This is a genomic window from Myxococcaceae bacterium JPH2, from assembly GCA_016458225.1.
Classification (GTDB): domain Bacteria; phylum Myxococcota; class Myxococcia; order Myxococcales; family Myxococcaceae; genus Citreicoccus.
The window spans coordinates 26,688-52,236 of sequence record JAEMGR010000016.1; the positions used below are offsets into that span (position 1 = coordinate 26,688).

The window sequence follows — 25,549 nt, forward strand, 5'->3', positions numbered from 1 at the left end:
CGCTTCAGTCCCGGCCGGACGAGAGCCGCCAGCGCAACAGCAGCGGCTCCTCGCTCGGCACGGGACGGAAGCCCACGCGGCGCAGCACGCCGATGGACGCGGCGTTGTCGCGCAGGCACTCGGCCACCACCGCGCGCACGCCCGGCTGCTGGAACGCCCACGCCACCATCGCCCGCGCGGCCTCGGTCGCCAGTCCCTGTTGGCGGTACTCGGGAACCACCGAGTAGCCCAGCTCCACGTCGCCTTGCTCGTCCGGGCCTCCCTTGAAGCCCATGTCGCCCACGAGCACTGCGTCCTCCCTGTGCACGAGCAGGGTGTCCCACTCGCCCAGCGCGGGCTGGCTCGAGAAGAAGGGCAGGGCCTCGGCGACGTCACGTCCCGGCCAGGCGGGGTGCACGCGGACGCCGAGCGCGGCCTCGAAGCGCTGGCGATCCTCCAGCGCCTCGCGTGCCAGGTGCTGCGTGAAGGGCTTCAACTCCAGACGCGCGGTGCGCAGGTGCGGCACGGGATGACCTCGCACGGGATGACCCCGGAAGAGGGGTGCACCGTAGCAGCTCGGGGCCGGGTCGCAGGGCGCCGCGTCGCGTCAGTCGCGGAGAGTGCCCGCGCGGGTTGACCCGGGAAGAAGGAGGCGTGAGAAGTGTTGCCGCGTCCGTCTCCGCGCCGCCCCCGGCACCCGACCGGGATGGGAATGACATGACCGATCTCCGCCTGAGTTTGACTCGCCAGGGCCTGTTGCTGCCGGCGATGGTGATGTTCCTCGCGGGCCCCGCGTGGGCCGCATCCGTGCCGGTGGGGAACGCCGGCTTCGAGTCCCTGACCGGAAATGGGATTCCGACCGGGTGGACCGCGACCGGGTCCGGCAAGGTGTCCGCCAGCTCGGAGGCGCGCTCGGAGGGGGGCCGCAGCCTCGTCATCGAGAACCCTGCGGGCGGCGGAGAGACCGCCGTCCAGTCCGAGCCGCTGAAGCTCCAGGTGGGGCGGCTGTACCGGCTGAGCGCCTGGGTGCGCACGCGCGGCGTGCAGGCGGATCCGCAGGCCCGCTACCCCACGGCGGTGGGCGCGTGTCTGGCCATGAAGAGCTTCCCGTTCACCAACTGCACGCCGCCGCAGGGCGCGGACGCGAGCGGGCGCGTGTCGGTGATGTTCTTCGCCACCCAGGCTCAGGACTACGTGCGCGCGTACCTGGGCCACAACGGCAAGGCCACCGGCACCGCGTGGTTCGATGACGTGCGCGTCGAGGAAGTGGATGACATCACCGCGTACATCCCGCTGGAGAGCGTGCGCTGGGCGGGCAAGGGCTTCCGGTACGACGACGGTGGATGGATCTACGTCCACGTCGAGGGCGAGCCCTATGAGCGCGGCAAGCAGTTCGGTGAGCTCGCCTCGCAGGAGATCGTCCGCTACATCGAGAAGCTGGGCATCCAGAAGGACAAGTCGGACGCGAGCAAGGGGTGGGAGCAGACGCGTCTGCTCGCGGACTCGCTCTTCCTGCGCAAGTACGACACCGAGTACCTGGAGGAGATGAAGGGCATCGCGGACGGCGCCAACAAGGGCGGCGCGAAGTTCAAGGACCGCGACCTGGAGCTGCTCGACATCGTCGCGTTGAACTCCGCGGTGGACATCAGCCAGCTGGAGTCCGCGAACAAGGTGACGGCGTCGCCCCTCACCGGCCGCAACTTCGTCAAGGGCGAGGATGAGAACGGCCGGGCCGGAGAGGGCGACCACTGCTCGTCCTTCGTCGCCACGAAGTCCGCGACGAAGAATGGCCGGGTCGTCATGGGGCAGATCTTCATGTGGAACGGCTACACCGGCGTCCACTGGGACGTGGTGCTGGACGTGCAGCCGACGAAGGGCCACCGCTTCGTGATGCAGACGTTCCCGGGCGGCATCCACAGCGGCGCGGACTGGTTCATCAACGACGCGGGCATCGTCATTGGCGAGACGACGGTGGGCCAGACGCCGTTCAACGCGGACGGCACGCCGCAGTCCAACCGCATCCGCAAGGCGGCGCAGTACGCCTCGTCCATCGACGACGTGGAGCGCATCCTCAAGGACCGCAACAACGGCCTCTACACCAACGATTGGACCCTGGCCGACACCAAGTCCGACGAGGGCGCGTGCCTGCTGCTGGGCACGAACAAGACCAGGCTGTGGCGCACGGGCGGCAATGGTCGCGCGAGCGACACGCCGGGCAACCTCAAGGACTTCATCTGGGCCAACAACAACACGCGAGACCCCGAGGTCCGCAAGGAGTACGTGCCCAACCCGAGCAACGCGCCGGTGGACCTCGCGTTCAACACGTGGAACCGCGACATCGCCTTCTGGGACTTCTACGCGAAGAACGGGCAGGGCGGCATCGACGTGGACGTGGCCACGCGGATGATGGCCTCCAGTCCCATCAACCGGCCGCACGCGTGTGACGGGAAGATCACCACGTCGGAGATGACCGAGAAGCTGATGTTCCTCGCGCACTACGGCAAGACGACGCTGCGCGAGAAGATGGTGGGCGGCCGGTGGATCCCCGACCTGCCCGGCGCCACGCCGCACCTGTCGCTGGGCTATACGGCGTTCAGCCCCCTCTTCGTGGCGGAGAAGCTCCAGGCGGCCAAGGCCCGCCAGCCCGCCGAGCCGAAGGCGGAGACGCCCAAGCGGGACCTGTCGCGCGTGAAGGAGTCGCTGGGCTTCGACGAGAAGCGCCTGTGGGCCAACACGGTGTTCCCCGCCACGGATGGCGACAACTGGTTCTCCAGCGGCTCGGCCGCGTACTGGAACCTCCTCAAGGAGCTGCCCGAGGGCGAGGACAAGCTGGACAAGGCCTTCGAGCAGCAGCGCGACGCGCTGTCGGACCTGAACACGCGCTATCTCTACGTCACCTCGCGCGAGGCCGATGTGGTGCCGGGCGCGGCCCGCACGGACTACGGCCGCTATGGCGCCTATCTGGTGCCGCGCGTGAAGGGCACCTTCCTCCTGCACCAGCTCCGGCTCCTCCTGGGCAACAAGCAGTTCGCCCAGGTGATGGGCACGGTGCACACGCGCTTTGGTGGGAAGAAGCTCACCACGGCGGACTTCGTGCGCACCGCGAGCGAGGTGGCTGGTCGCGACCTCAAGCCCGTCATCAGCCAGTGGGTGGAGCGAAGCGGGCTGCCCGAGCCGCGCATCTCCACGCGCGCGGTGAAGGCGAAAGAGGGCTTCGAGGTGACGCTGAAGGTGGACCAGTCCGGCGCGCCGTGGCGCTTCTCCACGCTGGTGGAGGTCCAGACGGACAAGGGCTCCGTGTTCGAGCGCGTGGAGGTGAAGGGCGGCAGCGACACCTTCACGGTTCGCACGGCGGACAAGCCGGTGCGCGTGGTGTTCAACGCGTCCAGCGACATCCCGGTGCGCCGCGAGCGCTTCTACACGCTGGGCAACACGGTGGATGACTGGGACCGCCTGCTGTTCGTGTACGGCTCGGCGCGGCAGGTGGAGTCGGAGCGCACGCTGGCGCTCGGCTACCGCGAGGCGCTCGCGGACGCGTCGGCGGAGATCCTCGCCAACGTGAAGCCGGACGCGGAAGTGACGGACGCGGACCTGGCGGACCGCGACCTGGTCGTCTTCGGCGGCGCGGAGGACAACGGGCTCATCGCTCGGCTGGCGGCGGAGAAGAAGCTGCCGCTGGAGGCGGGGCGTCGCTTCTTCCGCTGGCAGGGCAAGACGTATGGCCGCGCCGATGACGGTCTGGCCATTGCGCTGCCGAACCCGTGGAACCCCAAGCGCGCGCTGTACCTGTTCCTGGCCAACAGCGGCCTGGAGCTGTGGCACATGACGCATGCCTTCCAGCGTGGCCTCCAGGGCTGGGCGCTGTTCCGCGGCGCGGACGTGAGCACCAAGGGCTACCACGCCCCGGACTCGCTCACGCAGGACGTGTCCGTGGACATCCCCGCTCCCACGCTCGGCATGCGCTGAGGCGTCGTGCCCCGGGCACGGGGCCCTGGTTAGACTTCGGGGATGGTGACCCTCCCCGAAGCCTCGCCGATTCGCCACGTCACGTTGCCGGAGCCGTGGCTGCTGGACGCACTCTAGCCGCTGCCTCCGGCGCTGCGGGTCGGGCTCTGGGACCTCCAGTCGGAGCCCCAGGGCCTCGCGCTCGGAGACATCGAGGCGGTGGTGCTGCCGTACATCGGCGCGGTGAAGCGATTGCCCGCGCTCCAGCGGGCGCCGCGCCTGCGCCTCGTGCACACGCTGACCACGGGTTACGACGGCGTGCTCGCCGCGGTGGGCGATGACGTGACGGTGGTGACGGCGTCGGGAGTCCACGCCGCGTCCACCGCGGAGCTGGCCATCGGGTTGATGCTGGCCTCGCTGCGCGGCATCGACCTGGCCGCGAGAGACCAGCCCGAGGGCCGCTGGAATCACGTCACCCGCACGTCGCTGGCGGACCGCAAGGTGCTCTTGGTGGGCGTGGGCGGCATCGGTCAGGAGATTGCTCGAAGGCTGGCGCCCTTCGAGGTGGTGCTCACGCGAGTGGGCACGCACGCGCGCGACGATGCGGATGGGCACGTGCACGGCGTGGCGGAGTTGGTGGAGCTGGCGCGGGATGCAGAGGTCCTGGTCGTCATCACGCCGCTGACCGAGTCGACGCGTGGTCTTGTCGATGCGCGGGTGCTCGCGGCCCTGCCGGAGGGCGCGCTGGTGGTCAATGTCGCGCGCGGCCCGGTGGTGGACACGGCGGCGCTGACCGCGGAGGTCCTCAAGGGACGTCTGCGCGCCGCGCTCGATGTCATGGACCCCGAGCCGCTGCCTCCGGGCCATCCGCTGTGGACCGCGCCGGGCGTGCTGATGACGCCGCACCTGGGCGGAGACAGCTCGGCGTTCGCGCCGCGCGCCATCCGATTGTTGCGGGCGCAGCTTGCTCGGCTCGCCGCCGGCCAGCCCCTGGTCAACGTGGTGCGGCCGGGCTTCACACGCGCGTGACGTTCGCTCACGCGGCTGGGGCCTCTGCGTCGCGTGGATTGCACGGGGCCTGGTCCGGCCGGCTATAAGGCTCGCGATGACCACCGTTCTCTATGTCCACGGCCTCGAATCGGGGCCGCGAGGGACCAAGGCCCGCGTGCTGGAGCAGGCGGGCTTCCGCGTGGTGGCCGCGCAGATGCCCTGCAACCGCTCGGCGGTGGTGCGCGATCCGTTTGTGATCGGCACGGTGTTGGTGGCGCTCGCGCTGCTGGGCGTGGGGACGTGGGCGCTCGGCTGGGTGGGCTTCCTCGTCGCGGGCGTCGTTCTGCTGGGGCTTCGGCCTTTCGCGAAGCGCTGGCTCGTGCGGCGCACGGTCCGGCGCAGCATCGACGTGCAGCTCGCGATGCTGAAGTCGTATCCCGTGGACGTGGTGGTCGGCTCGTCGTTCGGCGGGGCCATCGCGCTGGAGTTGCTGGCGCGGGGGGCCTGGACGGGCCGCACCGTGCTGCTGTGCCCCGCGCAACGGCTGGTGGCCGAACGGGTGGGGGACACCGCGCCCGTGCTGCCGAGCGACGTGTCCCGCATCGTGGTGGTGCACGGGCGCCAGGATGAGACCGTGCCCCTGGAGCACTCGCGCGCGCTCGTGGCACCTCGGGCCGCGCGGTTGATCGAAGTGGATGATCAGCACCGGCTGGCGAACACCGCCACGCCCGAGAACTTCAAGCAGTGGATCGCCCTCACGGGGTAGGGCTTCAGCGCCAGAGGTTCGTGCGCGCCAGCTCCAGGACTTCATCGCCTCGGCCGCTCAGCAGGGCCTTGACGGAGAAGAGGGTGAAGCCCGCGGCCATGGCGGCGGTGATGCGCGGAGGCATCACCAGCTCCGAGCGACTGACGACGGCGTCCACGAGCGCGGGGCCCGGCGTGGCGAGCGCCTCGGCCACCGCGGCGTCGACGTCCGCTGGGTCCTGCACCCGGATGCCGCGCATGCCGATGGCTTGGGCCAGCGCCGCGAAGTCGGGATTGCGCAGCGTCGTGCCCATGTCGAGCAGGCCCGCCACCTGCTGCTCCATGCGCACGAACCCGAGCGAGCCGTTGTTGAAGATGACGACCTTGATGGGCAGCCCGTGCTGCACGAGGCTGAGCACGTCGCCCATCAGCATGGTGAAGCCCCCGTCGCCCGCGAAGGCGATGACCTGCCGTCCGGGGAACGCCTTCTGCGCGCCAATGGCCTGGGCGAGCGCGCTCGCCATGGAGCCGTGGTTGAACGAGCCGAGCAAGCGGCGCTGGCGCGTCATGGTCGCGTAGCGCGCGGCCCAGACCGTGGGCAGGCCCACGTCGCACGTGAAGATGGCGTCCTCGGTGGCGTGGGTGCTGAACGCGCGCGCCACCTGCGGCGGATGAAGGGGCGTCTTGCCGGGCGTGCCCTCCGCGAGCGCGTCCAGCTCCGCGCGCGTCTTCTGGTAGTGCGCGAGCGCCCGGTCCAGGTGCTCCCGCTTCGTCTTCTCTTCGAGGAGCGGCAGCAGCGCCCCGAGCGTGTCCGCCACGGTGCCCACCAGGCCCAGGTCCACGGGCGCGCGGCGTCCGATGTTCTCCGGGCGCACATCCACCTGGAGGACGCGGGTGCTCGCGCTGTCGGGATAGAACTGGCGATAGGGAAAGTCCGTGCCGAGCATCAGCAGCACGTCGCAGTCGAGCATGGCCCAGTATCCCGACGCATAGCCGATGAGCCCGGTGAGGCCCACGAAGCAGGGGTTGTCCGGCTCGAGGTATTCCTTGCCGCGCAGCGCGGTGACGACGGGCGCCTTGAGCTTGCGCGCCAGTTCAATCACCCGCTCGCTCGCGCCCTCGCAGCCCGCGCCGCACAAGAGCGTGACGCGGGCCGCGCCGTTGAGCAGCGTGGCCGCGGACTCCAGCAGCGTCGCGCGCGGAAGCACGTGGGGCGAGGGGAGGGTGAGCGACTCGAGGCTCGGCATGCGCGCCGACACCGCCTTCTGCAGCGCCACATCGCCCGGAATGACGATGACCGAGACACCCCGCTGGCCCACCGCGGCGCGGATGGCGATCTCCAACGTCCGAGGCATCTGCTCCGCGGAGGAAACGAGCGCGCGGTAGTGACTGCAGTCGCGGAAGAGCGCCTCGGGATGGGTCTCCTGGAAGTAACCCGAGCCCAGCTCCGGCGAGGGAATCTGCGCCGCGATGGCCAGCACGGGCACGCGGCTGCGGTGGCAGTCGAACAGGCCGTTGATGAGGTGCAGATTGCCCGGCCCGCAGCTCCCCGCGCAGACCGCGAGGGTTCCGGTGAGGTGGGCCTCCGCGCCCGCCGCGAAGGCCGCGGCCTCCTCGTTGCGCAGCGCGACCCACTCGAGGTCCCCGCGCCGTCGCAGCGAGTCCGTGAGCGCGTTCAGACTGTCACCCACCACGCCGTAGATTCGCTTCGCTCCGGCCAGGGCCAGGGTCTCCACGAACTGATCCGCCACGGTCGTCTTCATGCGGTGCGCCTCGCCCGCTCCGGCTTGAACGCGAGCCGCCATCGGAGCGCTCGCGGTGATTCCATGCCAACTCGCGCGCGGCCCGCGCACCCAACCCACGCGACGGTTGGACAGCGGACGATGCGGCCGACCCATGAGGGCGGATGCGTTCCCGTTGGCTTCCGGACAGCGCGCCCAGCCGCGGGGCAAGTGTCGTCGCCCGAGCGCGCGGCTCAGCATTCCTCCATGAAGATCGCCCTATATGGAGCCACCGGTGTCCTCGGTCGTCGCATCGCCCAGGAGGCCCTGTCCCGAGGTCATCAGGTCCTCGCCCTCTCGCGAGATCCGTCCAGGCTCGACCTGAAGGATCCCCAGCTCACGAGCGCCCGCAGCGACGCGAAGGACCCCGCCGACGTGGCCCGTCACGTGGCGGGGCAGGACGTGGTGGTCTCCGCGCTCGCACCGGATGGAGGCAACCCCAGCTCGCTGGTCGCCCTCACGCGCTCACTCATCGACGGTGTGCAGCGCGCGGGCGTCCGCCGGCTCCTCATGGTGGGCGGCGCGGGCAGCCTGGAGGTGGCGCCTGGCAAGCAGCTCGTGGACGCGCCCGAGTTCCCCGTGTCGTGGAAGCCCATCGCCATCGCGCACCGGGACGCGCTCGACGTGCTCCGGAAGTGTCCGCTCGAATGGACCTCGCTGAGCCCCGCCGCGCTCATCCAGCCCGGCCAGCGCACCGGCAAGTTCCGCCTGGGCACCGAGCAGCTCGTGGTCGACGCCAAGGGCGAGAGCCACATCTCCGCCGAGGACTACGCCGTCGCGCTCGTCGACGAGTTGGAGAAGCCGAAGCACCTGCGCCAGCGCTTCACTGTCGGCTACTGAGCACTCGCTCCCAGCCGTCCCTCCCGCGCGCCGTCCCCTTTCCGAGGGGCACGGCGCGTCGTCTTTCCAGGAGCCACCGAGGCGCCCGAGCGCTCGGGCCGTGAGCCGCGGGCCTGCGTGGGCACCGCTGCCCTATCGCTCGGCGGCCGACCCGCGCGCTTGACGGAAGTCCGAGGCCGGGTAAATCATTGCTCAGAAAATGAATCCAGATTCAAAATCTGAGGCGCCCGTCCAGAAACTGCGCTCGCGCATCAAGGAGGCCACCTCCGAGGCCATCCTGAAGGCGGCGGCGGAAGTGTTCGTGGACCAGGGGCTCCACTCGGCGCGGATGGAGTCCATCGCCGAGCGGGCGGGCGTGTCGGTGGGCACGCTCTACAACCACTTCGCTGACCGAGCGGCCTTGCTGGAGGCCCTCAAGACGCAGCGTCGCCAGTGGCTGTTCGACCGCCTGGACGAGACGCTGGAGCCCCTGACGGGGCAGCCCTTCCGGGTGCAGGTGCGAGCGTTCGTGGAAGCGCTCTTCGCGCACGTCTGCAACAAGGACGCGTTCGCGCGGCTGCTCATGCAGCAGCAAGAGGAGATGGTTCGCAACGCGGGCCACACCAAGGCGCTGGCCGAGCTGCACCGCCGGCTGGAGGTGCTCCTCGACGTGGGCATCCGCGCCGGCGAGGTGCGGGCCGAGGGGCGCGCGCTCTATCCCACGCTGCTGATGGGCATGGTGCGCGCCCTCATCCTGCGCCGCGAGGCGCTGGGGGCGGAGGCGATGACCGGCGCCTGGGTCGATGAGGTCGTGCGCGTCTTCCTGAAAGGCATCGAGGTCTAACCATGGCTGTGTCCGCCGCCTTGTCCGTGCCGGTGGGCGCCGCAACGCGCCCGCCCGTCAACAAGTGGTTGGTCACGTTGTCGGTGACGTTCGGCACGCTGATGGGCGCCATCGACTCGTCCATCGTCAACGTGGCCCTTCCTCAGATTCGCGGCGCGGTGGGCGCCACGGTGCAGGAGATCACCTGGGCCAGCACGGGCTTCGTCATCGCCACGGTGATGGTGATGCCGCTCACGGGCTTCCTCGGGCGCCTCTTCGGACAGAAGCGGGTGTACCTCGCGTGTCTGGTGTTGTTCGTCGCGGGCTCGTTCCTCTGTGGGCTCGCGTGGAACCTGCCCACGCTGGTGCTCTTCCGTTTCCTCCAAGGATTGGGGGCCGGCGCGCTCCAGCCCACCGAGCAGGCCATCCTCCGTCAAACGTTCCCGCCCAAGGAGCAGGGCACGGCGATGGCCGTGTTCGCCATGGCGGTGATGGTGGGCCCGGCGATTGGCCCCACGCTCGGCGGCTACATCGTCGACAACTGGCACTGGTCCTGGATCTTCTTCATCAACGTGCCGGTGGGCATCCTCGGCTTCTTCATGGTCGTGCGCTTCGTGCACGAGGACGAGGAGCTGCGGACCGCGGCGCAAGCGGAGGCCGCTCGGCAGCGCAAGCACATGGACTGGTCGGGCATTGTCCTCTTGTGCGTGGGCCTGGCCTCGCTCCAGTACCTGCTGGAGGAAGGGCAGAGCCATGACTGGTTCGACTCGGCGCTGATTACCGGCTGCACGCTCTTGGCCGTCACCTGCCTCATCGCCTTCGTCATCCGCGAGCTGACGGCGGTGGCGCCGGCCGTCAACCTGCGCCTCTTCAAGGACCCGGTGTTCGCGTCGGGCACGATGCTCAACGCGGTGGTGTTCGCCGTGCTCATGGCGAGCATGTTCCTCCTGCCGCTGTTCATGCAGGAGCTGCTCGGCTTCACCGCGACGCAGTCGGGTCTGGCGCTCATGCCGCGCACGCTGGTGATGCTGGCGATGATGCCGCTGGCGGGCCGGATGTACGGCCGCGTGCCGGCGCGGGTGATGGTGGTGGCGGGCATCGTGCTGGCGGGCCTGGGGGCCTACCAGATGGGCGGCTTCTCGCTCGACACGGGCGCGCGCAACATCATCAGCGCCATCGCGTTGCAGGGCGTGGGCTTCAGCCTCCTGTTCGTCCCGCTGAGCGCCACGGCGCTGTCGAACGTGCCGCGTGAGCGCATGGCGGACGCGACGGGCCTCAACTCGCTCTTGCGCCAGATTGGTGGCTCGGTGGGACTGGCCATCTTCGCGACGATGCTGACGCGCCACACGGTGGAGGCCAAGGCGGCCATCGCCGCGCACGTCACGCCCGAGCGCGTGGAGGTCGCCACGCGCATGGCGCTGATGCAGAAGGGCCTGATGGCGCGCGGTCTGGACGTGGTGAGCGCGAAGGCGGCCAGCCTCCAGATGATGGCGGGCAGCGTGTCGCGGCAGGCCGCGGTGCTGGCCTTCGACCGACTCTTCGTGCTGGCGGCGGCGTTGTTCGTGGTGGTGCTGCCGCTCGTTTACTTCCTCAAGGCCGCGCCCAGCGGCGGGGCTCCTCAAGAGAAGCCCCACATCGACGTGGAGATTTGAGACATGACGACGACGACAGCCCCCCAGCTCGTGAAGCCCGAGGCGGGAGCGCCCGCGGCCGAGGCTGCGGCGAAGCGCGGCAAGCGTGGGTTCTTCATCCTCGGCGGCGTGGTGGTGGCGGTGCTGGTGGCCTTGGGAGGCTTCAAGGTCATCACCGCGGGGCAGGAGACCACCGACGACGCGCAGGTCGAGGCGGACGTGGTGCCCCTGGCCGCGCGCGTGTCCGGGCCGGTGGTGTCAGTCGAGGTGGTGGACAACGCGCTCGTGCACAAGGGGGACGTGCTGGTGCGCATTGATCCGCGGCCCTATGAGGCGCGGGTGAAGCAGGCCGAGGCGGAGCTGGAGTCGGCGCGCGCGCAGGCCGTGGCGGCGGATGCCCAGGCCACGGTGGCGGCGGCGGGCGCGAAGGGTGGCTTGTCCACGGCGCGCGCCCAGGTGTCGAGCAGCACGTCGGCGGTGAGCAGCGCGGAGGCGCAGGTGGCCTCGGCGCGCGCGGCCGTGGCTCGGACGGAGGCCCAGTCTCGCAAGGCGGCGCTGGACCTGGACCGGGCCCGTCAGCTGCACGCGCAGAACGTGGTGTCGCAGCAGGCGCTGGATGATGCGCAGACAGGGCAGGACACCGCGCTGGCCGCGCTGGAAGGGGCTCGGGCGCAGCTCGCGGTGGCCGAGGAGGGTCGCCGCGCCGCGGAGAGCAAGGTGGCCGAGGCGCGGGGCCAGCTCGACATGAGCTCGCCCATCGACGAGAAGATCGCCGCGGCCCAGGCCAGCGCGTCGCTGGCGCATGCGCGCGTGAAGGGCGCGGAGGCGGCGCTGGAGCAGGCGAGGCTCCAACTCGAGGACACCCGCATCGTGGCGCCCGCGGAGGGTCAGGCGTCCAAGCTGTCCGTGCACGTGGGCCAGTTGCTGTCGCCCAGTCAGGCTGTCGCGGAGCTGGTGCCCTCGCGCACGTACGTGGTGGCCAACTTCAAGGAGACCCAGGTGGGGCACATGGTGCCCGGGCAGCACGTCGAGGTGGTGCTGGACGCGTACTCAGGCGAGAAGCTGGAGGGCACGGTGGAGAGCCTGTCGGGCGGCACCGGCGCGCGCTTCTCGTTGCTGCCTCCAGACAATGCGTCGGGCAACTTCGTGAAGGTGGTGCAGCGCGTGCCGGTCCGCATCGCCTGGGTGAATGCGCCCCAGGGGCTGGCGCTGCGCGCGGGCCTGTCGGCCGAAGTGACGGTGCACACGAAGTAGCACTGGCGGGCGATATGCCTCGGCTGCTCGGGCGTTCAGGTGATGCGGGACCTCGTTGGCGCGGATGGCCGCGCGGCGATGGCCTGCTGGAGCCTGACCATGTTCGAGAAGCGCAGTGTCGTGACCCTGGCATTCCTGCTGGGGTTGTCCGTCGCGTGCGGTGAGGGCGCGGCCCCTGTCGAGGGGGCGGCCACCCAGTCAACCCAGGCGGCCGTGCTGTCCGAGTGGCCCGGGCCCACGAACACCGGTGTTCCCGTGGGCAACCCGCTGCAGTCCGTGCCCGCGATGACCATCCGTGTCCCGGGCACCATCATCGAGGACGTGGAGGTCACCGGCTGCATCCAGGTGCAGGCCAATGACGTCATCATCCGGCGCACGCGCATCATCGCCAACGAGCGGTGCGGCATCTACACCGGCTTCGGTGAGTACACGGGACTGCTCATCGAGGACGTGGAAGTGGATGGCAGTCAGGCGCCCAGCGATGGCCAGGTGTTGGTGGGCTCGTCGGGCTACACGTGCCGCCGCTGCAACCTGCACCACGGCCGCACGGGCTTCGGTCTCTCCAGCAACGTGGTGGTGGAGGACTCGTATGTCCATGACGCGCAGTCGCTGAGCCCGGAGACGCACAAGAGCGCGGCCTCGGGGCATGGCGGCGGGAACGTCGTCCTGCGGCACAACCGCATGGAGTGTGTCGCCAACGCGTGCTCATCCGCCGTGTCGCTGTACGGCAACTTCGCGCCCATCGACAACGTGCTGATTGAAGGCAACCAGCTGGCGACGACGGGCTCGTACTGCACCTACGGTGGCTCGCTCAGCAACAAGCCGTTTCCGCAGGGCTCCAACGTCCGCTACCTCGACAACCACTTCATGACCACGTACCACCCGGACTGCGGCATCTACGGCACGGTGGCGGGCTTCGAGGAGGATGTGCGCGGCAACCTGTGGCAGGGCAATGTCTGGGATGACAGCGCCGAGCCCGTCTGTCTGCACAACGCCGAATGCGGCACCGGCCGCAAGTGCGGTCGGCGCGGCCACTGCGTCCCCATTCCGTGAGCCGAGCGCTTAACGGGTAGCGCCACACAGGCACGTCGCCAGCGCCTCGAAGAGGCTCGGGCGCGAGGGGCTGGCGACGGTCGCCTCGGGGGCGCGCAGCAGCGGGCGGACGAAGAACAGCGGCCATAGCATCACGGCCAGGTTCGGCAGCAGCCACGTGGGATCGAACTCGCCCAGGATGGTCCAGTACGCCACCGCCATGAGCCCCGCGCAGAAGGTCAGCGTCAGGGAGACCCACGCCATGGCGCGCCACTCCGGCCGGCCTCGTCCGTGGAGATACACGCTCAGGTATCCGGTCAGCGCGAAGAGCACGTCGAGGGGAAGGAAGGACCAGTTCCAGGCCACCACCCTTGCGTCGTGGTAGTCCTTGAACAGCCACCCCTCGGGCGGCGTGAAGACTCCCAGCGCCGCGAGGCTCGTGGCGAGCCAATAGGCGAGGAAGAGCGTGTCCGTCGTCATCAGGAACGGACGCAGGCGGCGCATCGGGTCAGCCATGCGATGACCCTAATCCCGGATACCCCTTGAAGGGTAGGGTGGCGCATTTGTCACCTGGAGTGGCTATGGTCGCGCCACTCCATGGCTCGCTACGAATTCACCGAAGGCACTTCGCAGAAGTTCTGGGAAATCACCCTCCAGGGCGCGTCGTTCACCGTGCGGTTTGGGCGGCAGGGCACGCAAGGCCAGACGCAGGAGAAGTCATTCGCGTCCGAGGACAAGGCTCGCACCGAGCACGACAAGCTCGTCGCGGAGAAGGTGAAGAAGGGGTACTCGCTGGTGGCTGGCGCGCTGGCCGCCGCCGCGGTGCCTGTCCCGGTGGAGCCCGAGCCCGAGGCTCGCGTTGCCGCGGCTTCGAAGGCGAAGAAGGCCCAGGGGGCTGAAGTGGCCTCGGCCGCCAAGGAGTCCTCGCCCGCTGCGGTGGCCCCTCCCGCCGAGGACCGTGGGCCGGTCCAGAAGTGGACCCCGGAGGAACTCCCCACCGAGCGCGTGAAGGGCGTGTACTGGACGCCCGCGCTGCGCCACATGCTGGTGCCTCGCCCCGGTGGCTTGCGCGCGGTGGTGCGTCCGGTGCCGAGCGTCGAGGTGGCGTGGGCCGCCGTGCGCCGCTCCTTCCTGGCGCAGGACATCATGGCGGTGGAGAAGTTGAAGGAGGGCAGCTCCACCGACAAGCCTCGGCAGTGGCAGTGGCGCACGTCCTACGCCGCGGCCGAGCGCGCGATGGCGGAGCGCTTCGACTCGCCGACGCCCCGCGTGGGGACCGAGGCCGAGGACATCGCCCTGGTGCGCGACCTGTTCGTCCAGTACCGCTATCCCTCCAACTGGTTCGCGGAGTCCCAGCACGAGCGCGTGGCGGACTTCCTGGTGGCCACGGTGGGCCTGGAGCAGGCCCTCCTGCGCAGCGCTCGCGCGGTCGACGACGAGCTGCCCTACACGGGCGTGGGGCTCTTCGCTCGGTTCCGTGAGTTGATCAGCCTCGCGGACGAGGCCACCTACCGCTCCCTGCGGGACACCTGCTTGCCCGTCTTCGCGACGTGCGCCGCCGCGGTTCGCCAGAAGGACGATGGCGCGGCCAATGACCTCCTGAGCGCCGCTTCGTTCTTGTTCCCCTTGGGGCCCTGGGCGGGGGCGAAGGAAGAGGCCGCCCTGAAGGCCGCCCTGGATGCCGTGGGCGAGTTCGGGGACCTCGACGTCACGCACGCCTCTGTCCTGGCGGCGGGAGGCCTGGCGTGCCTGGAGGCGTTCCGGCGGAAGAACCGCAAGGTGAGCCACGAGTTCTGGTCGTTCGATCAGTCGCAGCGCCTCTACCTGACCTCGCTGCTGGAGCTGGAAGGCAAGGCGGCGCTGGAGGCCCTCATCAAGCTCCAGGTGGGCGACCCGTGGGAGGACGATGGCCACTACCAGGGCCTGTACTGCTTCGTCCTGGCGCACATCGACGATGACGCCGCGATTGAGGTCCTCATCAAGCATCTCAAGCGTGAGACGGAGGAGGCCCCCTGGGCGACCGCCTCGCTCCATGTCGCCGCGGCGGTGCAGCGCGCGCGGGTGAATCGGCTCCTGGAGGCGGCGGGGGACAAGCGCGCGAAGGCGGCGGCACTGTCCATCACCAACGGTTCCCCCGTGCCCCTGACGTTCCGCGTGCGAGACGTCCACGCCCCCGTGATTGGCTCCGGCGACGACGTGCATGCGGAAGGAGTCCACGTGGACTCGTACGTAGGAACGGTGCCGAAAGAGGCGAAGCCCTATCAGCGGCGCTCCGTGTCGTTCCGCTTCACCACCGAGCCGGCCATCGTCTGGCGGGACGAGGAGGAGCGCCTGGGGTACCTGCCCTCGGAGGAGGACGGAGGCCATGAGCAGGAATGGGACGGCAAGCCGCTGAGCAAGCTCGACCGGGCCGAGACCGAGGCCTACGTGGCCCACCTGGAGCGCTACCAGTTGGAGGTGCCGGACTACGGCGTCGGGCTGCTCTCGCGTGAACTCGTCCTGCGCCTGGTCCAGCTCCCGTATGGCTCGGCCTCCTACAGCTACAACCGGTTGGGGACGTGGATCGCCAAGTACGGGCTGGACATGCTCCCGTGGACGCTCGACGTGGCCGCGGCCGAGTTCAACAACGCGCTCCTACCTTTCGGGCACGTGGCGCTGGTGCCGTACATCGCCGCGTGGTTCGCGGGAAAGAAGGACAAGCCGCGGGCGCGGGCGTGGCTGATGCGCCATCCGCGCATCGCCGCCGCGGGCTGTCTGTCGTTGGCGCTGGATGGCTCGGGCGCCGAGCAGGAGGCCGCCACGCGGGTCCTGCGCTACCTGGCATCCATGGAGCAGCGCGGGACCATCCTCGAGCTGGCGGCCCAGGGCGGGGCGAAGGATGTGGCGGCCGTCACGGCGCTGCTGGACGCGGATCCGCTCGCGGCGCCCAAGGTGAAGAAGCCGGAGCTGCCCGCCTATGCCTCGCCAGCGAAGCTGCCGGCGCTGACCACGCGTGATGGACGCCGCCTGTCCGCCGCGGAGGTGGAGACGCTGCTCGTGCAGTTGGCGTTCTCGGTCTCGGATGAGCCGCACCCGGGCGTGCTCCACGCGCGCGAGGCTCTCACCGAGGCGTCGCGTGCCGCCTTCGCCTGGGCGCTGTTCGAGGCCTGGGGCAAGGCCAAGTACGACGCCAAGCAGAGCTGGTGCCTGCAGGTGGTGGGCTTCCTGGGCGATGCGGAGTGCGCGCGCAAGCTGACGGCGCTGGCTCGGGAGTGGCCCGGCGAGAACGCGAGCAAGCGCGCGGAGGCGGCGCTGGACGCGCTCTACAATCAGGGCAGCGAGACGGCGCTGGTGCTCATCAACCTGCTGGCGGAGAAGTCCCGCTTCCCTGCCTTCAAGACCGCGGCGCGGGAGCGCATCGACCTGCTCGCGCGTCGGCGTGGGCTCACCGCGGACGAGCTGGCGGATCGCCTGGTGCCCACCTTCGGTCTGGATGACGCGGGCGGCACGGTGCTGGACTTCGGGCCGAGGAAGTTCTCGGTCGGCTTCGACGAGGCGCTGCGGCCGCTCGTGCGCAACGAGGCGGGCGAGTTGCTGAAGGACTTGCCCAAGCCGGCCAAGTCCGACGCCGCGGCGAAGGCGAAGGATGCCGCGGCGCGCTTCACGGGCCTGAAGAAGGACGTGCGGTCCGTGGCGAGCCTCCAGGTGAAGCGCCTGGAGCGGATGCTCATGTCGCAGCGGAGCGTGGCGGCGGCGGACTTCATCGCGTTCTTCGTGAAGCACCCGCTGGTGTTCCACCTCACGCGGCGCTTGCTCTGGGCGGTGTTGGACGGCGCTCGGCGCGTGCCCTTCCGGGTGGCCGAGGACGGCACCTTCGCCACGGTGAAGGACGATGCCTTCAAGCTGCCCGCGGACGCGCGCGTGGTGGTGGCGCACCCTGTCCATATCGAGGCCTCGCAGCAGGCGGCCTGGGGACAGGTGTTCGCGGACTACGAACTCATCGTTCCGTTCCCGCAGCTGGGTCGTCCCGTCTTCGCGGCGCAGGCCACGGAGAAGGGCGCGGTGAGCCAGCGCTTCCAGGGCGTGAAGGTGCCGACCAAGGCCCTGCGCGGGCTGGAGTCGCGGCGCTGGTCGCGGGACATCAGCGATGGCGGTGGCATCTCGACGTACTACTGCTTCGTGGATCGGCCCGGCGCGCGGCCCGTCATGGCCTGGCTGCACTTCGAGCCGGGCTTCATCGTGGGCATGGACGCGGAGGAGGCCACGCAGACGCTGGGCGAGCTGCGGCTGGATGGCTGCGCGTTCCAGGAACTGGACCCGGTGAGCTTCTCCGAGCTGATGTTCGACATCGAGCGGCTGAAGGCCTAGGGCACCCGGCATGACGCGCGCGCGACGAAGCGAAACGGCGAAGGCTCCGGCGCTCCAGCGCCCTCCGGCCGAGGTCCTCCACGCGGAGGAGCTGGCGCGGTTGCGCGAAGCGGACACAGGGCCACGTCCTCCGGGCTGGCAGCTGTCGCTCCAGGCCGTGCGGGCCTTCATCCTGGGCGACGCGGCCCAGGGGCTGCGGCGCAAGCTGGTGTGTCCGGCGTCGCTCGTCGAGCGCTGCATGGTGACGCTCGCCACCAACCGGGGCCTCTTGTTGGTGGGCGAGCCGGGCACGGCCAAGTCCCTGCTGTCCGAGCTGCTGGCGGCGGCCGTGTCCGGCGTCTCCACCCTGACCATTCAAGGGGGGGCGGCCACCACGGAGGACCACATCCGGTACTCGTGGAACTACGCCTTGCTGGTCAACGAGGGCCCCTCGCCGCGCGCCTTGGTGCCGGGGCCCATGTACCTGGGCATGAAGCAGGGCCAGCTCGTGCGCTTCGAGGAGATCACCCGCTGCCCGCTGGAGGTGCAGGACGCGCTCCTGTCGCTGCTCTCCGAGCGGGTGCTGGCGGTGCCGGAGCTGGAGGGCCCCGAGGGCATGCTGTTTGCTCGCGAGGGCTTCAACATCATCGCCACGGCCAACACGCGGGACCGGGGCGTCAACGAGATGTCCGCCGCGCTCAAGCGGCGCTTCAACTTCGAGACGCTCTTTCCCATCCTGGACGCGGACGCGGAGCTTCAGCTCGTGAAGGAAGAGTCCGCGCGACTGCTCGCGCGCTCGGGTGTGCCGGTGACGCCGCCGGACGAAGTGCTCGAAGTTCTGGTGCGCACCTTCCGCGAGCTGCGCACGGGCGAGGTGAAGGACGGGCAGGCGGTGGAGAAGCTCTCCACGGTGCTGTCCACGGCGGAGGCCGTGTCGGTGGCGCACGCGGTGGGCGTGCGTGGCTGGTACCTGCGCGGTGATGGGGGCACTCCGGCGGACGTGGTGGAGTGCCTGGCGGGCACGGCCGCGAAGGACAACGCGGAGGACCTGAAGAAGATCCGCCGCTATCTGGAGCAGCGCGTGGGCCATCGGACGGGCGCGCACTGGAAGGCGCTCTACGAAGCGCGCTTCCTCCTGCCGGGATGACGCTCCACGTCCTCGGTATCCGGCACCACAGTCCGGGCTGTGCCCGCGTGGTGCGGCAGGTCATCCGCGAAGTTCGACCCCGGCACGTCCTCATCGAGGGACCGTCGGACATGAACGTGCGGTGGGCAGAGCTGCGGCTCGGGCATCGGCTGCCCATCGCGGTGTTCACCTACCTGCACGTGGAGGGGCGCTCCCGCGCGAGCTGGAGTCCCTTCTGCGCGGGGTCTCCCGAGTGGGTGGCGCTGGAGACCGCGGAAGAGGTGGGGGCCGAGGCGCGCTTCATCGACTTGCCCGCGTGGCACGACGTCTTCACGGGCGTGGCCAATCGCTTCGCGGATCGCCGAGGCGAAGTGGGGCGCGAGCGGACTCGGATGTGGCTGGAGGCGCTGCTGCGCCACTACCGCCTCGATGACGAGGACGCGCTCTGGGATCATCTCTTCGAGCTGCCGTGTGATGCCCAGGTCCTGCGTGAGCGCCTGCGGCAATACTTCGCGCTGCTGCGGGGCGACGCGCCCGGAGGCCCGAGGGATGGTCCGCGCGAGGACTTCATGGCCGATGCGGTGGCCTGGGCCGAAGGCGACGTCGCGCGCCGCGCGGATGGGCGAGACGGCGTGGTGGTGGTGTGCGGCGGCTTCCATGCTCCGGCGCTGGAGCAGCTTGCGCGGGGACGGGTTCGGGACGCGTTCCCGGTGGCGCCGCCTCCGCCCGCGGGGGCACGGTGGGGGAGCTTCCTGGTGCCGTATGACTCGAAGCAGATGGATGCCTTCGCGGGATACGACGCGGGGATGCCGTCGCCGGGGTTCTATGCGCTGGTGCACACGCATGGGCCGGAGGTGGCCGCCGAGGCCTTGCTGACGCGGGTGGCTCGGCGCCTGCGGGACAAGGGCCAGCCCGTGAGCACCGCGGACCTCATCGCGGCGCGAACGCATGCGGAGGGCCTGGCTCGCTTGCGAGGACATGCGGCGCTGGCTCGCACGGATGTGTTGGATGGGCTGTCCGCGGCGCTGGTGAAAGAGGGCCTGGAGGTTCCACCGCCGTGGGCGGGGCGCGGGCCGTTGCCGCCGCGCACGGAGCCCTTGTTCGTGGAGATGGTCGCGGCGCTGGCGGGGGACGAGCGCGGAGAGCTGGATGCGCGCACGCCCCATCCGCCGCTGGTGCGGGATGTCGCGGAGGTGCTGCGCAAGTGGGGCCTGGAGCCTGGGAGCTCGGGCCGCGCGGTGAAGCTCGTGCTCACCGAGTCCGAGGACCGGGAGAAGAGCCGCGTGCTGCATCGCCTGCGCGTGCTGGGCATCCCGGGCTTCGCTCGGAGGCACGGGCCGCGCACGCCCACGGGTGTGGTCCTGGAAGAGCGCTGGGAGGTGGGGACGAATCCGGAGCAGCTCTCGGCGCTGATCCAAGCCGGAGCGCACGGCGCGACGTTGGAGTCCGCGGCGCTGGTGTTGCTGGAGGAGCGGCTGCTCCAGGCCGAGGGACGGCTGGGGGCGCTCGCGGACGCGTTGCTTCAGGCGGTGTTCGTGGGGTTGGAGGGGCTCGCGCTGGAGGTGGTCGGGCGCGCGGCGGGGACGGTTGGCAACGAGTCCTCTCTGGGTGAGCTCGGGACTGCGCTGGGGACACTGCTCGATGTGTGGCACCACGGGGCCCTGATGGGGGCGGCTCGGGCGCCGCAACTCGAGCCTTTGTTGGCGCAGGCGGTGGATCGCGGGCTGTGGTTGCTGGAGGGGGCGGGGAGTACGGCGGAGGGGCAGGTGGTCGCGGCGGTGGTGGCGCTGCGAGACGTGTTGCGAGGCGGGCCGGATCGCGCGCGAGCCCTGGCTGTTCGGGCTGACGGAGTCTGGACGCGCAAGACGCTGGACGGGGCGGCGGCGCCCGAGGTGCGGGGCGCGTGTCTGGGCGCGCTGTGGAGCCTGGGCCGCTTCGATGACAGCACGGCGGAGGCCACGGCGGTGCGCGCGATGCGGGCCTTGGCTCAGCCGGCCGCGCTGGGAGATTTCCTGGCGGGGCTCGCGGCGGTGGCCCGCGCGCAGATGCTGCAATCCCAGGCACTGCTGGGCTCCGTTCACGACGTTGTCAAGGCGATGACGGAGGCAGACTTCCTGACGGCACTGCCCGCGCTGCGGCTGGCCTTCTCGTTCTTCCCGCCCATGGAGCGAGCGACGTTGGCTCGCACCGTCCTCCGGCTGGAGGGCGCGGACGAAGGCGCTGCCCACACCCTGCTGTCGCTGGACCTGGAGGCCGAGCAGGTGGCGCGTGGCGTGGCGCTCGAAACGCGCGCGCGCGAGCTGGCGGCGCGATGGGGACTCCGCGACGCCGCGGACTCGGAGGTGCGCGGATGACGGGCGGACTTCCACCGATTGCTCGCTGGCGGCTCATCCTGGGGGATGCCGCGGAGGATGCGCTGGGCTCGGGCTTGTCGGACGCCGCGCGCTCCATGGACAGCGCGCTGGAGTGGCTCTACGGCCGCGATGAGTCGCTGGGCGAACGAGAGATTCACCGGAGCGACACCCGCGAGGGCGGCCGAGGTGACTCGACGCTGTCGGTGCCCGATTGGGTGAACGCCGTGCACCGCCTCTTCCCTCGGGAGACCATCGAGCGATTGGAGCGCGATGCGGTGGAGCGCTTCCACATCGACGAGATGGTGACGCATCCCGAGGTCCTCCGGCGCGCTCAGCCGAGCACCTCGCTCCTGGCCGCGGTGCTGCGCACCCGTCACTTGCTCAAGCCCGAGGTCCTGGCGCTCGCTCGCGCGCTCGTGGCCGAGGTGGTCCGCGAGCTGATGGAGACGCTGCGCACCGAGGTGCGCCAGGCCTTCGGTGGCACGAGGGATCGGCGCCGTCCTGGGACGCGGAAGGTGGCCGCGCAGCTCGACTTCAAGCGCACGCTCGCGCGCAACTTGAAGAACTGGCGCCCCGACGAGCGCAAGCTGTACCTGGACCGTCCTCGGTTCTTCTCGCGCTCGCGCCGCATGCTGGAGCCCTGGCAGGTCATCCTGCTCGTGGATCAGAGCGGGAGCATGGTGACGTCAGTCATCCACTCGGCGGTGACGGCGGCGTGCCTGTGGGGCTTGCCGGGCGTGCGCACGCACCTGGTGGCCTTTGACACGAGCGTGGTGGACCTGACGCGAGACGTGGTGGACCCCGTGGAGTTGCTCATGAACGTGCAGCTCGGCGGAGGCACGGACATCCAGCAGGCAGTGGAGTACGCGCAGGAGCTGGTGGATGCGCCGCGCCGGGCCATCGTCGTGCTCATCTCCGACTTCTACGAGGGGACCAGCCCCGAGTGGCTGGTGCGACGGGTGCGCGCGCTGGTGGGGCAGGGGACGAAGGTGCTGGGCCTCGCGGCGCTCGATGCCGAGGCCGAGCCGGACTATGACCGGGCGCTCGCGGCGCGGTTGGTGGATGCGGGCGCCGAGGTGGCGGCGATGACGCCTGGGCAGCTCGTGGGCTGGCTGGCCGAGAAGATGGGGCGCTGATGCGAAGCGACCTGTTGACGCTGACGGCCGAGTCGCTCGCCGCGCTGGCGAACGTGGGCGTGGTCAAGCGAGCCCAGAAGGAACTCCAGGAGGGCAATGGGCCCCAGGTCCACGAGGAGCCGGATGGCACCGTGGTGGGGACATTCACCGAGGGCGTCGTCACCCGCTTGCCGCCCGGCAAGGCGCTGAAGGATGCCCCCTGTGGCTGCAACGCGAAGCTCGTGTGCCGTCATCGCGTGGCGCTCGTCCTGGCCTATGCGCGTGTCGCGCAAGAGGCTGCTGCCGCTGTCACTCCCGAGACGCGACAGGAAGTCTCACCGGGCACGCTGGAGGATGCCGCGCTGGAGGCGGTGCTCGGCGCTCGGGTGATGAGTGACGCACGGAGTGCCCGGCGACGGGGCGTGCTGTGCGAAGTCATGCGAGCCGGGTCGGCGAGCGACGTGCCCACGGTGCGGTTGCCCTCGGCGACTGTTCGCTTCCTGGCTCACGCGGAGCTGGCGCATGCGCGCTGCGACTGCGTGACGGGGGGTGGCTGTGTGCACGTGGCCTTGGCGTGCTGGGCGTTCCGTGAGGCGGACCGTCGAGATGCCTCGCGCGACTCGCTGCTCCTCGAGCTCAAGGACGGAGAGGCGTCCACGGCCGTGGATGCCGGCTGGGCTCGGGCGCTGGAGCCCGCGGTGATGTTGCTCTGTGAGGGCGTGGACCAATCCCGCGCGTCGCTCGGGCAGGCCTTCGCGGTGGCGCGCGCGGAGCTGTCCGGCGCGACGTGGCTGGCGCTCGGGCTGGAGGACATCGAGCGGGCGCTGGGGTGGCACCGGGCGCGCTCGGCACGCTACCGCGCCGCGGAGCTGCGCTTCCTGCTCGCCGAGCTCTTTGCTCGGGTGCGTGCCGCGTCGCCGCCCGGAGGCGAGCTGCCGGCGCGCGCGGTGGTGGGACAGGGCGAGGCCCTGGAGACTCGGTTGGATCGCGTGCGCTGGGTGTCGCTGGGCGCGCGCGTGGACTCGGATGGGCGGCGGCGCACGCTGGAGGTGTTCCTGGCGGATCCGGACATGGCCTCGGTCTTCGCGATGGAGCACACCTGGGACACTCCGGAGGACGAGCCTCTGCCCTCGGGACCGGAGCTGGGGCGGCGTCGCGTCGCGGGCGCCACATGGGACGTGCTCGCGCGTGGACAGGTGGTGACGCAAGCCGCGGTGCGCCGCGCGAACCGCGAGGTGCGACTGGAGGGCAGCCGCACCGTGGCCACGTCCGTGACGCTCCAGACCGGGGACTTTGATTCGCTGCCTTCACCCGTGCGCGTGGAGGACGTGCGCGCGCTGCGAGAGGCGTGGCTCGCGCGACCGCCTCGGATGCTCCGTCCCAAGGCCCGCGCCGAGGATGTGCACGCCGTGCGCGTGGGCGCCGTCCACGAGGTGGCCTTCGACTCGGCCCGTCAGGAGCTGCGCGCCACGCTGGAGGACGTCCACGGACAGCCGTTCACGCTGGTGCGCGGCTTTCGGGCGGCGGCGCCGCGGGCCTTGGAGATCCTCGCCGCGACGCTGGAGGCGGACCACGGCCCCGTGCGGTGGGTGGCGGGGCCGATGCGATGGGGCGGCTCGGGCCTGGAGCTGGAGCCCACGCTGCTCACGGCGGACCGCGTGGTGGTGCCGGACCTGGACGCGGGCGAGGCCGTGCGCCCGTTGCGTGGAGGCCCCTCGCGCGGGGACGCGGCGGATCCGCTGCGTGCGCGCATCGACGCGCTGGCGGGCCTGCTGGAGGAGGCCTTGCACCGAGGGCTGCGCCACCTGGAAGGGGACTATCCCGAGCGTGCCTGCGCGCTGGCCGTGACGCTGGAGGACGCGGGCCTGAGGGACCTCGGGCTGCGGCTGCGTCGTCTCGGGGAGTCCATTGTCGCGGGGCGTGAGGCCGCATGGGACTGGGCCCACGCGGCGATTCGGTTGGCGCTCCTGGAGGACTGAGCGCGGACGCTCAGCGGCTCGGCGTGGGCGTCGCGCTCGTCAGCAGGTGGGCGGGCACGGGCGCGGCGGTGGCCACGTTCCAACTGTCTGGCCGGTTGGCCAGGTCACCCGTGGGGAGCACGCCGTTGCCGAGGATGCCTGTCTTGTTCCGGCCCCAGGAGAACACGCGGCCGTCGGTGGCCACCGCGTAGCAATAGAAGGACTCGCTCGTGGTGGAGATGCTCCGGAAGGTGACGCCCGGGGCGATCTGCACGGGACGGAAGACGAGCTTCTCGAACAGCCCCCAGTCCCATCGATAGGGCGTGGGGTAGGTGGCGAAGTCGAGCATGGCGCCGTTGCCCACCTCGCCCATGGCCGAGTCTCCCCATCCCCACAGCGTCCCGTCGTCCAGGATGACGTGCGTGGTGTGGCCGGAGGCGGCGACCTGGACGACGCGATGCGCGCCGAACTCGGGGAAGGAGAGCAGCCGAGGCGTGGCCACCGGGTTCCATCCGCCCGTGGGGCTGCCCAGGCCCAGGTACGTGCCGCGAACGCCCCAGCCCCACAGGCGTCCTTGGTCGTCCAACGCGTAGGCGAACGCGTCTCCACCCGGGGCGAGCTGCACGATGCGCGAGGTGATCGCCACCTGTCGCGGCTGGGCGTACTCGGTGGGCCGGCCCGTGCCGAGGTTCTCCTGCGCCACGGCGCCGCCGCCCCAGGCCCAGGCGTGTCCCTGCTCATCCAGCGCGAAGGCGATGAAGTCGTTGGTCGCGATGTCGACGATGCGAGTGCCCGTGGGCAGGGGCACCTTGAACGGCCGCGTCATGTTGCGGCCCACCGTGTCCCCGTCGCCCGCGATGCCGGTCGAGTTGCCGACCGCGGTGCCGTTATGTCCCCAGACCCACACCGAGCCGTCCTGCTTCAGCGCCAGGTTGAACAGGAGTCCCGAGCGCACCGAGACGACGCCGTTGAAGGGCTGACCGCTGGCGTCCTGCGGGATGAGGTACGGGATGCCGTTGTTGCCGGGCGCGGGAGAGTTGGGCAGGTCGTTCGTGGTGCCGTCGCCCCGCTGGCCGAAGCGGTTGTCTCCGAATGTCCACACGCGCCCGAGCACATCCAGCGCGATGCTCTGATAGCCACCGCCCGCCACGCCCTGGAAGCGCAGAGAGGGGTCCACCGCGATGGGCGCCGCCGGCACCTGGTTGTAGGCCACCGACGTTCCGAACCCGAGCTGCCCCAGCCGGTTCGAGCCGATGCCGAGCACCTTGCCGTCCACGAGATAGAACGCCTGGTACTCGGCGGTGTGGATGCTGACGGACACCGAGCCCGTGCCCCCATCGGACGGCTCGCTCCCGCCATCCGCGGTCAGCGCACCCTGGGGCGCCACACCCGACGAATCCTGCAGCGAGGGGACCGCGACGTCCGAGCAGCCCAACCCGGCGCACAGCAGCGCCAGACTCCACATGCGTGAACTTGGCATGGGCACATCCTCGCTCGCGGGCGTGTGTGATTAAAGCAGCAAAACGAGAAAAATCTCCAAGTTGAATGACTTGGTTCTTCTGGGCCGAGCGTGTGTCAGGCATGGCTTGAGGTCCCGTCGGAGTGCGCCCCCGCTGTTCCCAGGTGAAAGGCGCTCTCGGATGCCGCGTGTCTCCTGTGTCGGTGAAGGTCC

At 70.4% G+C, this 25,549-nt stretch carries 17 protein-coding genes; 13 read left to right on the forward strand and 4 right to left on the reverse strand.

Annotated features, from left to right (window positions below; translation table 11 throughout):
• Positions 1–4: 4 nt before the first annotated feature.
• Positions 5–520 carry a GNAT family N-acetyltransferase gene (locus tag JGU66_23600; protein ID MBJ6763768.1) on the reverse strand — a complete coding sequence of 172 codons (516 nt, stop codon included), beginning with the start codon at positions 518–520 and terminating at the stop codon, positions 5–7.
• Positions 521–696: 176 nt separating this feature from the next.
• Between JGU66_23600 and JGU66_23605 the strand changes: the two genes are divergently transcribed.
• From JGU66_23605 to JGU66_23615, 3 genes are all read left to right on the forward strand, one after another.
• Positions 697–3,945, forward strand: coding sequence for a hypothetical protein (locus tag JGU66_23605; GenBank protein MBJ6763769.1), 3,249 nt, complete (start codon positions 697–699; stop codon positions 3,943–3,945).
• A 201-nt stretch (positions 3,946–4,146) separates the two neighbouring features.
• Positions 4,147–4,953 carry a 2-hydroxyacid dehydrogenase gene (locus JGU66_23610; GenBank protein ID MBJ6763770.1) on the forward strand — a complete coding sequence of 269 codons (807 nt, stop codon included), beginning with the start codon at positions 4,147–4,149 and terminating at the stop codon, positions 4,951–4,953.
• A 76-nt stretch (positions 4,954–5,029) separates the two neighbouring features.
• Entirely contained in the window at positions 5,030–5,680 is a 651-nt protein-coding gene (locus JGU66_23615; GenBank protein ID MBJ6763771.1) for a hypothetical protein, read from the forward strand.
• Between the two features lie 4 nt (positions 5,681–5,684).
• On the opposite strand, the gene poxB is transcribed toward JGU66_23615, so the two are convergent.
• Positions 5,685–7,421, reverse strand: a complete 1,737-nt coding sequence (poxB, locus tag JGU66_23620; protein ID MBJ6763772.1) for a ubiquinone-dependent pyruvate dehydrogenase — start codon at positions 7,419–7,421, stop codon at positions 5,685–5,687.
• A gap of 225 nt (positions 7,422–7,646) precedes the next feature.
• Here poxB and JGU66_23625 point away from each other — a divergent pair, with 225 nt between their 5' ends.
• The 5 genes from JGU66_23625 (at position 7,647) to JGU66_23645 (ending at position 13,019) form a co-directional block, all read left to right on the forward strand.
• Entirely contained in the window at positions 7,647–8,279 is a 633-nt protein-coding gene (locus tag JGU66_23625) for an NAD(P)-dependent oxidoreductase (protein ID MBJ6763773.1), read from the forward strand.
• Positions 8,280–8,478: 199 nt separating this feature from the next.
• Positions 8,479–9,102, forward strand: a complete 624-nt coding sequence (locus JGU66_23630) for a TetR/AcrR family transcriptional regulator (GenBank protein ID MBJ6763774.1) — start codon at positions 8,479–8,481, stop codon at positions 9,100–9,102.
• Between the two features lie 2 nt (positions 9,103–9,104).
• Entirely contained in the window at positions 9,105–10,733 is a 1,629-nt protein-coding gene (locus JGU66_23635; GenBank protein ID MBJ6763775.1) for a DHA2 family efflux MFS transporter permease subunit, read from the forward strand.
• Positions 10,734–10,736: 3 nt separating this feature from the next.
• A complete protein-coding gene (locus JGU66_23640) occupies positions 10,737–11,966 on the forward strand; it encodes an HlyD family secretion protein (GenBank protein ID MBJ6763776.1) in 1,230 nt (409 codons plus the stop codon).
• Between the two features lie 42 nt (positions 11,967–12,008).
• Positions 12,009–13,019 carry a hypothetical protein gene (locus JGU66_23645; GenBank protein ID MBJ6763777.1) on the forward strand — a complete coding sequence of 337 codons (1,011 nt, stop codon included), beginning with the start codon at positions 12,009–12,011 and terminating at the stop codon, positions 13,017–13,019.
• Positions 13,020–13,028: 9 nt separating this feature from the next.
• Here JGU66_23645 and JGU66_23650 read toward each other — a convergent pair whose 3' ends face one another.
• Positions 13,029–13,514, reverse strand: a complete 486-nt coding sequence (locus JGU66_23650; protein MBJ6763778.1) for a DUF5360 family protein — start codon at positions 13,512–13,514, stop codon at positions 13,029–13,031.
• A gap of 81 nt (positions 13,515–13,595) precedes the next feature.
• Between JGU66_23650 and JGU66_23655 the strand changes: the two genes are divergently transcribed.
• From JGU66_23655 to JGU66_23675, 5 genes are all read left to right on the forward strand, one after another.
• Entirely contained in the window at positions 13,596–17,345 is a 3,750-nt protein-coding gene (locus JGU66_23655) for a DUF4132 domain-containing protein (protein ID MBJ6763779.1), read from the forward strand.
• A 10-nt stretch (positions 17,346–17,355) separates the two neighbouring features.
• Entirely contained in the window at positions 17,356–18,471 is a 1,116-nt protein-coding gene (locus JGU66_23660; GenBank protein MBJ6763780.1) for an AAA family ATPase, read from the forward strand.
• Between the two features lie 110 nt (positions 18,472–18,581).
• Complete coding sequence (locus JGU66_23665; GenBank protein ID MBJ6763781.1) at positions 18,582–20,804, forward strand: hypothetical protein; 2,223 nt, start codon at positions 18,582–18,584, stop codon at positions 20,802–20,804.
• Positions 20,801–21,940 carry a VWA domain-containing protein gene (locus JGU66_23670; GenBank protein ID MBJ6763782.1) on the forward strand — a complete coding sequence of 380 codons (1,140 nt, stop codon included), beginning with the start codon at positions 20,801–20,803 and terminating at the stop codon, positions 21,938–21,940. The genes JGU66_23665 and JGU66_23670 overlap by 4 nt, the downstream gene beginning before the upstream one ends.
• Positions 21,940–23,898, forward strand: coding sequence for a hypothetical protein (locus JGU66_23675; protein ID MBJ6763783.1), 1,959 nt, complete (start codon positions 21,940–21,942; stop codon positions 23,896–23,898). The genes JGU66_23670 and JGU66_23675 overlap by 1 nt, the downstream gene beginning before the upstream one ends.
• A gap of 10 nt (positions 23,899–23,908) precedes the next feature.
• On the opposite strand, the gene JGU66_23680 is transcribed toward JGU66_23675, so the two are convergent.
• The gene (locus JGU66_23680; GenBank protein ID MBJ6763784.1) at positions 23,909–25,357 is read right to left on the reverse strand and encodes a hypothetical protein; all 1,449 of its coding nucleotides are present in this window, start codon (positions 25,355–25,357) and stop codon (positions 23,909–23,911) included.
• Between the last annotated feature and the right edge of the window lie 192 nt (positions 25,358–25,549).